The organism is Paenibacillus sp. FSL H8-0260 (assembly GCF_045040625.1).
Taxonomy (GTDB): Bacteria; Bacillota; Bacilli; order Paenibacillales; family Paenibacillaceae; genus Paenibacillus_AQ; species Paenibacillus_AQ odorifer.
The window spans coordinates 70408-82336 of record NZ_CP150298.1 but is presented as its reverse complement, the minus strand read 5'-3'; the positions used below and the strand labels follow the sequence as shown (position 1 = coordinate 82336).

Sequence of the window (11929 nt, the reverse complement as noted above, 5' to 3'; positions counted from 1 at the left end):
TTAGTTTTGTCCAATCGTCAGTAGTATATTGCCTGTCAGTATACTGTACTTAAGGCATTATTGAAAAGCCCTCAGCGATAGGAAATTATTATGATTTTTTCGTTTCCTGTAAAAACCAGAGCTTTTTTCAACAATAATAAAATTACCACGTCTAGCCTGCCATATATGCAAAGTACCAAATGCCTTTTAAATCAACGAAAAGAGTCTCCATCACCACCAAAAAAGTGGTATGAAGACTCTTATAGATTTACGTTATTGCAAACAATTACGCTTCGAAATTGTAAAGTGGTGTGCTCAGGTAACGTTCGCCGTTACTTGGGATAATGACTACTACTTTTTTGCCAGGGCCTAAATCTTTAGCTACTTTAAGAGCGGCAAATACAGCAGCACCTGAAGAAATACCAGACAAGACGCCTTCTTCTTTAGCTACACGACGTGCAGTTTCGAAAGCTTCATCATTCTCAACGTGGATGATTTCATCATAGATATCTTGGTTCAAAATCTCAGGGATGAAGTTAGCTCCGATACCCTGGATTTTGTGAGGGCCTGGTTTGCCTCCAGCCAAGATTGGGGAAGCAGCAGGCTCCACAGCATAGATCTTAATATCAGGATATTGGCTTTTCAGCACTTCACCCGCACCAGTGATCGTTCCGCCTGTTCCGATACCTGCAATAAAAGCATCCAAAGGACCGCCGATGGATTCAATAGCGTCAATGATTTCAGGTCCAGTAGTCTCACGGTGAATCTTCACGTTCGCTTTATTCTTGAATTGCTCGGATGGGAAATAGCTTGGGTTCTCTTTCAGAATTTCGTCTGCTTTCTTAACCGCACCATTCATACCTTCCGATCCTGGGGTCAGCACCAATTCCGCTCCATATGCGCGAAGGAGATTACGGCGCTCCAAGCTCATTGTTTCCGGCATTACGATAACTGCCTTATAACCTTTAGCAGCAGCTACAAGTGCCAGGCCGATACCAGTGTTACCACTAGTAGCTTCTACAATCGTACCTCCCGGTTTCAGTAGACCTTCACGCTCAGCTTCTTCCACGATGCTGATTGCAATCCGGTCTTTTACGCTTGATCCCGGGTTCTGATATTCCAATTTCAAATAAATATCTGCGGAGCCTTCCTGTGCCAGACGATTCAAACGAACGAGCGGAGTACCTCCGATCAATTCTGTTACGTTGTTAACGACTTTAGCCATGAGCAAAAACCTCCTTAGAATGATAAATGCGATATAAGAACGTAAATTATGACTTTATGCTTCTGTGTATGGAGTTTAAATTGTTGACCACCGTCAGTTATTTCCGACTAAAACGGTAGGGTTTACGTTAATATCATATTATCAATCTTGCAGGCTATTGTCAATATTTATTGATACCTCATATTTATTGCGTAAATCGCTTTCCACCTGCTGCAAGGGAGGGGCTTGCTCCAAAGCCAGCTCTTGACGTACAAGCGCCCGAATTTCTTTCTGATCCGGCATTTCTGGAGAGTGAATACTCTCCAAGCGGATAATGGCGAAGTCTTCCCCTGTCTCGATCGGACCGGCTATATCACCCACATCCAATCCAGCGGCAGTCTTTAACATTCCCTCTGGCCAAAAAGGGTCGTCTTCCTCTACTTTACCTAAGCTGCCTCCGTGCTGCCGACTCTCATCATCATTAGACACTTCCCTAGCCAAATCAGCGAAATTCTCACCCTGTTCCAAGCGATCCATTACCTGCTGCCCTTCCTCATAGGATGAAACCTTGATCATAGAAAGCTGCATTTCCTTTTTTGGAATGAAGCGCTCGGCATTTTGCTCTAAATAAGCATCTATATCGGCATCACTGATTGTAATGCCCACCGTGGCTATCGCTTGTAAGGACAGACGATAATCTGTCTCTGCGAACACTTCCTGACGAGATAATCCGAGCTGAGATTGCATTTGAGCATAATATTGCGCTTCTGATTCGTACCCAACTATAGTGCGTGCCAGTTCCTGCTTAACCTCATCGTCTGTCACGGTAATTCCTAATGCCTTAGCTTCCATGTTCACGACAATATGGTTAAGCATACTGATTAACACTTCTTCTCCATGCTTTTTTTTGAGCTCATCCATCCACTGCTGATCCGTTATCGGTTGTCCGCCTGCAGTCGCTACATCCGGTGATTCATTGTCTGTTGTATCTCCTTTAAGAAGGGCCATGGCGCGCAAACTCCAGAATAATAGACCCCCGAGCATTAAAGTTGCAACAGCTAGAATAATAACCGTATTGCGAAGTGCACGTTCCTGTCTCGTCATCATCCCAATACCCTACGAATTCGCTTGTTCTAAAATGACCTGTAAATCGTCCTTATTGAAAACATAAGCCTCATTGCAAAAATGGCATACGACTTCAGCCTGTTCATCTTCTGCAATTAATCTCTCCAGTTCATCCCGTCCTAAGCTAACCAATGTCTGCTCTACCCGCTCACGCGAACACTGACAAGCAAAGTTAATATCCAGTTCATCCATAACCACTGCATCCGGCAACAGGTAGCGCAGCATTTCTTCTGGCTCCAGCCCCTGATCGAGAAGCGCTGTTACAGAAGGCATCGCCCCTACAGCTTTTTCAATCTCTGTGATCTCCGCATCAGTCAGACCAGGAAGAAGCTGAACAATAAATCCTCCAGCCACAATTACTGACTCATCGGTATCTACCAGTACACCTAGGCCGACCGCAGCTGGAGTTTGCTCAGAAACCGCAAAATAATAGGTAAAATCATCGCCAAGCTCCCCGGAGATAATAGGAATACTACCTCTGTACGGCTCTTTCATACCTAAATCTTTTATAACATCAATGAACCCTTCAGTTCCCACCGCTCCAGCTACATCCAGCTTCCCCATGCTATTGCTCGGTAAATGAATGTGAGGATTATGCACATAACCACGCACTTCTCCCAATGCATTGGATTCTGCAACGATTTGTCCGATCGGTCCATTCCCTTTAACCATAATACTCAGCTTCTCACTACCCTTGAGCATAGCGCCCATCATGGCTGCAGCGGTAACTGTACGTCCCATTGCGGCTGTAGCCGTTGGATACGTATCGTGTCTGCGTCTCAGTTCTTCAACCAATTCAGTTGTGCGGACAGCAAACGCTCTCACTTTACCATTAAGAGCCGTGCCGCGGATTAGTCGATCCTTCTTTTTTTCCATTGGGTGCATAGCCCTCCTATCTCTTCGCCTTTTAGGCTTCTTTATCTTTATTGGTTACGATCGTAAATAATTCTTAATCCTTCTAGCGTTAACATAGGATTTACTTCATCGATACAGTCCGTTTCACCCGCAATTAGGGAGGCGAGGCCTCCGGTCGAAATAACCTTCAGTTCGGGAGCGTTCATCTCGACTTTAATTCGTTTAACAATGCCCTCAACCTGACCCGCATAGCCAAAAATAATCCCGGCCTGCATCGCGTGCACCGTATTACGCCCGATGACCTTTTTAGGCTTCTCCAATTCAATTCGCGGCAGCTTAGATGCCCGCTGGTATAATGCCTCCGTTGAAATGCCTAGACCGGGGACAATCGCCCCACCAAGATAATTAGCACCTGCATCTATGCAGTCAAAAGTCGTAGCCGTACCAAAATCAACAACGACAAGTGGACATTTGTATTGTTCAATCGCAGCAACTGCATTAACAATCCGGTCTGCGCCAATTTCACGCGGATTCTCATAACGTAAGTTAAGCCCCGTCTTAATCCCTGGTCCAACAATCAATGGGTCTTTCCCTATATATTTAATACACATATCCTCAATAGTCTTAACTAGTGGCGGAACAACCGAAGATATAATTACACCTTCAACGTCTTTGACAGATATACCTGACATGTGAAAAAGATTGTGTATCATTACTCCATATTCATCCACGGTCGATTGACGCGCAGTGCTTAGCCGAAAATGATGCAGCAATTCGCGTTTTCTATATACACCGAGAACAATATTGGTATTACCGATATCGACAGCAAGCATCATGACAAAGGCCCTTCCTTCTTGGCATTAAGGTCTAGACTGATATCCAGACTGGAGAAGGAGTACGTAAGGCGCCCGACAGAAATCACATCCACACCCGTTTCAGCAATCCCGCGTAAGGTTTCTAACGATACATTGCCAGAAGCCTCTGTCTTAACATGCGGAGCTTTCGATTTAATCCTAGCCACGGCTTGCTTCATCATATCGTTAGACATGTTATCGAGCATTATAATATCAGCACCTGCTGCCAGCGCCTCTTCGACTTGCTCTAAATTCTCGGTCTCCACTTCGATGCTCATCGTATGCGGGATGTTCTTCCGGGCACGACCTACAGCCTGCCGAATACCACCTGCGCCTTTGATATGATTATCCTTGATCATAACTGCATCATATAACCCAAAACGGTGATTAAAGCCTCCACCAATACGAACAGCATATTTCTCCAGCATCCGGTGACCTGGTGTTGTCTTACGTGTGTCCACTAGACGAGTTGGTAATCCCTCCAACACCTGCACGAAAGAAGCTGTTCGTGATGCCACACCCGAAAGACGCTGCATCAAGTTAAGCGCAAGCCGCTCACCTGTTAGAATCGCATGTGTGCTGCCCTCAACCTCAATAATTACAGTCCCTTTGGTTACAGCTTGACCTTCCTCGACAAGTGCTGTAAAACTAAGCGCCGGATCCACAATTTCAAAAACCAGCTCTGCAATTGGAATGCCACAAATTATACCGTCTTCCTTGGCATGAATAATCCCTTTGGACTCATGGCCCACTGGAATCGTCATCTGCGTGGTTACATCTCCGGAACCAACATCTTCCCGCAACCAGGCCTTGATGGATTGTACTAGCTCTTCATTGTAACCATTAAACATCATCGCTTAATTCCTCCACTATTCCCAGTTCGCGAATTTGAAGCAGGTGCTTACGCCACTGATCATCATCCCGCTGCGGATAATCCTCACGGTAATGCGCCCCACGGCTCTCTTCCCGTGCCAGAGCAGACTCTGTCACAAGCAAACAGCAGGTCAGCATATTAGCAAATTCATATTCCTCACGTTTGGACAATGCTGATCCAAAGATTGGCAGCTGTCGTTTTAATTCATCTAGTCCTTTAAGTAACATCTCTTCGTTACGACGTAGTCCGGCATATCGAACCATTACCTTCTGTAGCTTCAAACGACGTTCCACAATAGCTTGAGTTGGCGAATCTACACGTCCCTCGTTACTCTTAACCGATAATACATCACGGTCCAGCGGGGAAAGCTCATGAATCCGATCAATAATACGCTGTCCGAATACAATGGCCTCAGATAATGAATTACTAGCTAAACGGTTAGCGCCATGCAGGCCTGTGGAGGAAACCTCTCCGCAAGCAAACAGACGTGGGATGGTGCTCTCTCCATTCAGATCGGTCTTAATCCCCCCCATCATATAATGCGCAGCGGGAGCCACTGGAATCCAATCACTTGTAATATCCAGTCCATAGCCCATACATGTCTCATATATTGTGGGAAACCGATGCTTCACCATCTCTGGAGATTCATGTGTAATATCCAAATAAACGAACGTTGATTTAGTATGTTCCATTTCACTTACAATAGCTCGTGCTACAATATCCCGCGGAGCTAGCTCAAGCAGGTCATGATAACGTTCCATGAACCGTTCTCCATTAATATTGCGCAAGACTGCTCCTTCCCCACGCACAGCTTCGGAGATTAAAAATCTAGGAGCTCCCGGGTAACTAAGTGCTGTAGGATGAAATTGAATAAATTCCATATCTCGTATATGAGCCCCAGCGCGATAGGCGATCGCTACACCATCTCCTGTAGCTACTTCTGGGTTGGTAGTGTATCGATATAATTGTCCTGCTCCACCAGAGCACAAAATGGTCGCATCCCCTTGCAGGAACAACCTTCCACCACCGGGCCGTTGCAATAATGCGCCTACACATTCTCCACCTTCAGTGATGAGATCGATAACATAATGATCATCCCAGACCTCAATATTCTCATGTTCGGCTACCTGTTCCGCCAATGCACGAACAATCTCATAACCTGTAGCATCCCCATTAGCATGCAAAATACGGCGGTGGCTGTGTGCACCTTCCTGAGTCAAAGCCAGTACCCCATCTTCCTTATCAAACAGAGTTCCTAAGCGAATTAACTCATGAACGCCTTCCGGCCCTTCATTAACAAGTGCATCGACAGCTGTTGAGGAGCAAAGACCTGCTCCGGCCATTAAGGTATCCTGCCGGTGGTAAGCAGGGGAATCATCCTCAGCTATAACAGCTGCGATCCCCCCCTGTGCATAGCGAGTATTACTTTCCATTACTGATTTCTTTGTGATCATTATGACACGCCGATCTTCACTGGCTTTAATAGCTGTGAATAACCCGGCAATCCCTGAACCAATAACAATACAATCTGTCTTTACCGTAGGAATATCCCGAAGATCAAAATCAACCAAATATTGTGGAATCATGACCGCTTTTCACCTGTTTCAACGAAAGAGTAGCGCATGCTACCGGACTTGTAGCATGCGCTCTAGGGATGTTCTGGCTTTGTCGGCGACAGCAGGCGGTACATAGATTTGTGGCTTCATCGTCTCCAGGCATTTCACCAGTTTTTTTAGATTATTAACTTTCATATTAGGACAAACAAGAAATTTGGTAGCAAAATGGAATTCTTTATCTGGACTATCCTTACGAAGCTGATATCCGGTACCATCTTCCGTTCCAACGATAAATTGCTTACGATCCGATTTCCGGCAATACTCCAGAATTGATGTAGTGCTGCCTACATAGTCACCCATGGCGACTACTTCAGGACGACACTCTGGATGAACTACAAATTCCGCATCTGGATATTTTGCTCTCATTTCTACTACATCTTTGACGGTCAACATGTCGTGAGTGTTGCAATAGCCTTCCCAAATAATCAGCTTCTTGCCCGTCTGATCTTGTACATATTGACCAAGATTCTTATCTGGGACCCAAATAATCTCTTCGGCGTCAAGGGATTCGATTACTTTCACAGCATTAGCAGAGGTACAACAAATATCGGTTTCTGCTTTAATCTCGGCGGACGAGTTGATATAAGTGACTACTTTAGCATTTGGATGTTGAGCTTTTAGCTTACGCAAACCGTCTACATTGACCATATCTGCCATTGGACAGCCTGCACGTTCATCAGGAATAAGGACGGTTTTGTTCGGGGCTAGAATTTTTGCACTTTCCCCCATGAAATGAACACCGCAGAATACAATAACTTCTGCATCTGTCTCTGCAGCCTTCTGAGCGAGTAAAAAAGAGTCGCCCCGGAAATCGGCAACCTCCTGAATTTCATCACGTTGATAATAATGAGCTAAAATGATTGCGTTTCGTTCCTTTTTAAGCTGTTCAAGACGTATACGAAGTTCTCGATTCTGTTCCTGCTTGCGCTCAAGCGCCAGAGCTTCCACCGATTGTTCTCCCCCTTAAATCCTCGCGGCTTTTCGCCGACATGATGTTATCAAATGGCATGCGCCATCATGGTGAAAAAATGAACATGCTGATATAAATAGTAAGTAATATTAATCACTAATGTACACAACGTTCCAGCCTCTGTCAATGTAACTGGACAGGCTTTAAGGCATAGAATCCCTTAAAATTTAAAATAAAAAATCCGGAGAACAGTTACGTTCTCCGGATAAATTTACATCATATGAATGGTGGACCCAATTAGGTAAGGCTAGTGCCCCCACCTTTGTTGTCATCACCGGAACCGTCATTACCCTCAGAATCAGGGTTATTCGGGATATCCTTCGACAGGTCAGGAAGTGTGGACTGTTCATCCTCAGGCTTGCCTTGAATGCGAACTCGCACATCACCGATATTGTCGATGACAGGCTCGCCAACTTCATGGGCAACACCTTCGCCACCCTCTGGTTTACCATCCTCGGAAAGGAATCCTTGTTCAATCAGTTGTGTGATCTGATCAAGCTCAAGTGTTTCTTTCTCAAGTAATGTATTGGCAATCAAGTGCATTTCTTTGGAGTGTTTGATCAACAGATCTTTACAACGTTCGTAACTCGAAGTAATAAAGTTCTGCATTTCCTGATCAATCTCATAAGCAATGGAGTCACTGTAATTCTGTTCATGCCCAATATCACGACCCAAGAATACTTGACCTTGAGAAGATCCGAACTGCATAGGTCCAAGCTTATCGCTCATACCGTACTCCATAATCATGGCACGCACGATGCGCGTAGCCTGTTGGAAGTCACTGTATGCACCCGTACCGATCTCACCAATAAACAATTCTTCAGCAACACGTCCACCAAGTAATCCAGTAACCTTATCCAAAAGCTCCTGCTTGGTAACGATCATCCGATCTTCCTTCGGAAGCATAATAACATATCCGCCTGCACGTCCGCGTGGGATAATAGTAACTTTATGCACCATATCGGCGTGCTCAAGGAAGTAACCTGCAATAGTATGGCCTGCTTCATGATAAGCTACAATACGTTTCTCGCGGTCACTGATCACACGGCTGCGTTTCTCAGTACCTACGATAACACGGTCAATAGCTTCATCCACTTCAATCATGGAAATATCTTTACGGTTACGACGTGCAGCTAGCAAAGCTGCCTCATTCAGCAGATTCTCCAGATCAGCACCTGTGAATCCGGTTGTGCGTTTAGCAACAACATCCAGTCTTACATCTTTCGTAAGCGGTTTGTTACGAGCGTGAACCTTAAGTACAGCTTCACGGCCTTTCACATCAGGACGGTCAACCGTAATTTGACGGTCAAAACGTCCTGGACGAAGCAATGCCGGATCAAGTATATCAGCGCGGTTAGTCGCCGCTACAATAATAATGCCTTCGTTACCACCGAATCCATCCATCTCAACCAGCAATTGGTTAAGCGTCTGTTCACGCTCGTCATGTCCGCCACCAAGACCGGCGCCACGCTGACGACCCACAGCATCAATTTCATCAATGAAGATAATACATGGAGCATTCTTCTTAGCATTCTCGAACAAATCACGTACCCGAGAAGCACCGACACCCACGAACATTTCCACAAAGTCAGAACCGGAAATACTAAAGAAAGGAACGCCAGCTTCACCTGCTACCGCACGGGCAAGCAATGTTTTACCTGTTCCCGGAGGACCTACAAGCAATACGCCCTTAGGAATACGTGCGCCAACAGCTGCAAATTTGCGTGGATCTTTTAGGAACTCAACGACTTCGACAAGCTCTTGCTTCTCTTCGTCCGCCCCTGCTACATCCTCAAAGCTGATTTTCTTCTTCTCTTCATTATATAACCGAGCCTTGCTCTTGCCGAAATTCATGACTTTACCGCCGCCACCTTGCGCCTGGTTAAACAGGAAGAAGAACAAGATGAACATAATTACCAGTGGGATAATTGAAGAAAGGAATGTCAGCCAAATGCTGGTACCTTCCATTTTCTTCTGAGTTAATTCAATCCCATTAACATCACTGGCTTGAATCAGTTCATTGATAGCGGCATCTGTAGGAGGAATATATGTGGAGAAGCTTTTCGATTTAGTATCGGCAGGCAGCTCTCTATACTCGCCTGTGACCAGAAAGGCATTACCCTCAAACTGAACCGTCAAATCCTTCACATTGTTGTTCTTGATCTCCTGCCGTAACTCGTCGTATCTAGGGAAATCGGCGGCTTCATTTCCATTGCTCACAAACTGGACAATACCCACCACGACTAAAAATAAAATCAAATAAAAACCAGAATTCCGGATGAACCGATTCATCCCCTACCTCCTCTCACAACACTCAAGTTATTGTACCATAGCCTCTTGGGACACCTCAAATAAAGGAAGTTGTGGGTATCCGATCCGTATGATCGAGGCAGTCCTTAGTTCAATTGGAATAAATCTCAGGTTTCAGTACTCCAACATATGGGAGGTTCCGATACCGCTCGGCATAATCCAATCCGTAACCTACTACAAATTCGTCAGGTAACACGAAGCCTGTGTAGCTGGCTTCAAGATTAACAGTGCGGCCTGATGGTTTATCAAACAAGGTAACCACAGAGATAGTAGCAGCATTCCGGTTGCGGAGCAACTCAATTAAATAGCTGAGTGTAAGACCACTGTCAATAATATCTTCAACGATCAAGATATCGCGGCCTTCTACCGATACATCCAAATCCTTAATAATTTTGACTACTCCAGAGGACTTGGTGGATGCTCCATAGCTGGACACTGCCATGAAATCCATCTCAACAGGTACTGTAATGGCTTTAACCAAATCTGCCATAAATATAAACGCACCTTTTAGTACACAAATTACTAAAGGGGTACGACCTGCGTATTCTTCGCTCAGTGTTCGACCGAGCTCCTTAATTTTCTGCTGAAGTTCCTCTTCGGTGATCAATACTTCTTGAATATCGTTTTGCAACTTGCGAAACCTCCTAAGTTATACTATGAAAGACTTACTTCGACCATTACGTGACTTCGTGGTCATCCAGCTCTGCCAGAGACAATAGAAGTACGGAGGTCGTGTGCCGCCCTACTGCGGCATGCATCGAGCGTCTTACGCCCGGAATCCAGACGATATTGCCCAAACCATCACAAACGAGGGGAATCAATGACCGTTCGGAAGCAGGTATTTTATCATCAATATAAATATCTTTTACCTTTTTGCTTCCGTTTAATCCCATGATCCTTATGGTATCTCCAGGCAATCGGGATCGTATCGTCAGTGGAAAGACCAGTTCATCACGGTCAAACCAAGCCGACATCTTCCCATAATCCTCCCCCTGTACAAAAAAGTTTTCTCTCTCCAGTACCGCCATCGACATCACCTTACCTATTTCCTCCAATTTAAGCTCAGAGTCCGGTAAAAACAGACGATATGTATAGCTTGCCTGTGGCGTCGTGGGCTTGGACGAGAACAAGATACTATCATATTGCCGCATACAAGTCAGGCCTCCACCCAAATCCAAGCTCCAGGTGGTGGGATAGCTCTGCAGCGTTCCCCGACGTACAGCTTCAATCTTGGGGAAATCAAGGGCAGATAAATCCGCCGACAGATAATTTAATATTAGTTTAATCAAACGCCGTTGTAAAGCGGAGGGTATGGCAGCAAATGAAGCTCTGTTAAAGGTGTATTTCCCATCCCCTTCCGAAACTAGCTCTTCAAAGCATTTTGCCGCAGACGTCTCCATATACTCATCTTCAGCTCCCGCAATTTCCGCAAGCTGTACGAGGGATTGCCTCACTCTGCCATTATACTTTTCCAGAAAAGGAAGAACTTCCAAACGAATGGCATTCCGCTTGTATTTCGTCAGCAGATTGGTGGCATCCTCAGCATAAGTAAAACCTTCATTTTGGCATAACCCTAAAAGTGCTGTTTTGTTAATACGTAGGAATGGGCGAATGAGTTCCACCTTTTTTTCTGTTCTTTTCCACTTGATACCCGACAGTCCAGATAAGCCACTTCCGCGTAATAGACGCATAATTACAGTTTCTGCCTGATCATCAGCATGATGAGCCAGAGCAACAGAACGCGCCCCATATCGGTGTGCCGTATCAATCAGAAATTCATACCGCTTCTCACGTGCAGTACCCTCAGGACCAAGTCCACTCTCTTTAGCCAAGGAGGGAATATCGAATTCCGCAAACTCAAAGGGCAATCCCAATTCTTCAGCCATACCACGTACGAGCTCTGCCTCTTCCTTCGACTCCGGCCTAAATCCATGATTCACATGAGCACATATTAAGGTAAGCGGTATAAATTTTAAAGATATTTCATGTAAAACATGCAAAAGAGCCACAGAATCCGGGCCGCCGGAAACTGCGACTACAATGGTGTCATGGGGCGCCCACAGCTCATGCTCGGCTGCTGACTCCAATACAGACTCCACCAGTCCATTCATTTGCTCCATATGCGCCCCCCTCTCTCTCCAA

At 45.4% G+C, this 11929-nt stretch carries 10 protein-coding genes; all 10 read right to left on the bottom strand.

The window, feature by feature from the left end; translation table 11 throughout:
* Positions 1 to 265: 265 nt before the first annotated feature.
* Positions 266 to 1204 carry a cysteine synthase A gene (gene cysK, locus MHI51_RS00375; protein ID WP_036678737.1) on the bottom strand — a complete coding sequence of 313 codons (939 nt, stop codon included), beginning with the start codon at positions 1202 to 1204 and terminating at the stop codon, positions 266 to 268.
* Positions 1205 to 1345: 141 nt separating this feature from the next.
* Positions 1346 to 2290 (bottom strand): peptidylprolyl isomerase, encoded by a 945-nt coding sequence (locus MHI51_RS00370; protein ID WP_341000888.1) that lies wholly within the window; start codon positions 2288 to 2290, stop codon positions 1346 to 1348.
* 9 nt (positions 2291 to 2299) lie between these two features.
* Positions 2300 to 3184 carry an Hsp33 family molecular chaperone HslO gene (hslO, locus tag MHI51_RS00365; protein ID WP_036678742.1) on the bottom strand — a complete coding sequence of 295 codons (885 nt, stop codon included), beginning with the start codon at positions 3182 to 3184 and terminating at the stop codon, positions 2300 to 2302.
* 47 nt (positions 3185 to 3231) lie between these two features.
* Positions 3232 to 3999, bottom strand: a complete 768-nt coding sequence (locus MHI51_RS00360; RefSeq protein ID WP_036678745.1) for a type III pantothenate kinase — start codon at positions 3997 to 3999, stop codon at positions 3232 to 3234.
* The gene (gene nadC / locus MHI51_RS00355) at positions 3996 to 4871 is read right to left on the bottom strand and encodes a carboxylating nicotinate-nucleotide diphosphorylase (RefSeq protein ID WP_076220479.1); all 876 of its coding nucleotides are present in this window, start codon (positions 4869 to 4871) and stop codon (positions 3996 to 3998) included. Before nadC ends, MHI51_RS00360 begins: the two co-directional genes overlap by 4 nt.
* The gene (gene nadB, locus MHI51_RS00350) at positions 4861 to 6477 is read right to left on the bottom strand and encodes an L-aspartate oxidase (RefSeq protein ID WP_076277923.1); all 1617 of its coding nucleotides are present in this window, start codon (positions 6475 to 6477) and stop codon (positions 4861 to 4863) included. Before nadB ends, nadC begins: the two co-directional genes overlap by 11 nt.
* A 39-nt stretch (positions 6478 to 6516) precedes the next feature.
* Complete coding sequence (gene nadA / locus MHI51_RS00345) at positions 6517 to 7455, bottom strand: quinolinate synthase NadA (protein ID WP_036678753.1); 939 nt, start codon at positions 7453 to 7455, stop codon at positions 6517 to 6519.
* Between the two features lie 259 nt (positions 7456 to 7714).
* On the bottom strand, positions 7715 to 9769 hold the full coding sequence (ftsH, locus tag MHI51_RS00340) for an ATP-dependent zinc metalloprotease FtsH (protein WP_036678755.1): 2055 nt from the start codon (positions 9767 to 9769) through the stop codon (positions 7715 to 7717).
* Positions 9770 to 9878: 109 nt separating this feature from the next.
* Positions 9879 to 10418 carry a hypoxanthine phosphoribosyltransferase gene (hpt, locus tag MHI51_RS00335; protein WP_036678757.1) on the bottom strand — a complete coding sequence of 180 codons (540 nt, stop codon included), beginning with the start codon at positions 10416 to 10418 and terminating at the stop codon, positions 9879 to 9881.
* Between the two features lie 46 nt (positions 10419 to 10464).
* Entirely contained in the window at positions 10465 to 11907 is a 1443-nt protein-coding gene (gene tilS, locus MHI51_RS00330) for a tRNA lysidine(34) synthetase TilS (protein ID WP_076219481.1), read from the bottom strand.
* Between the last annotated feature and the right edge of the window lie 22 nt (positions 11908 to 11929).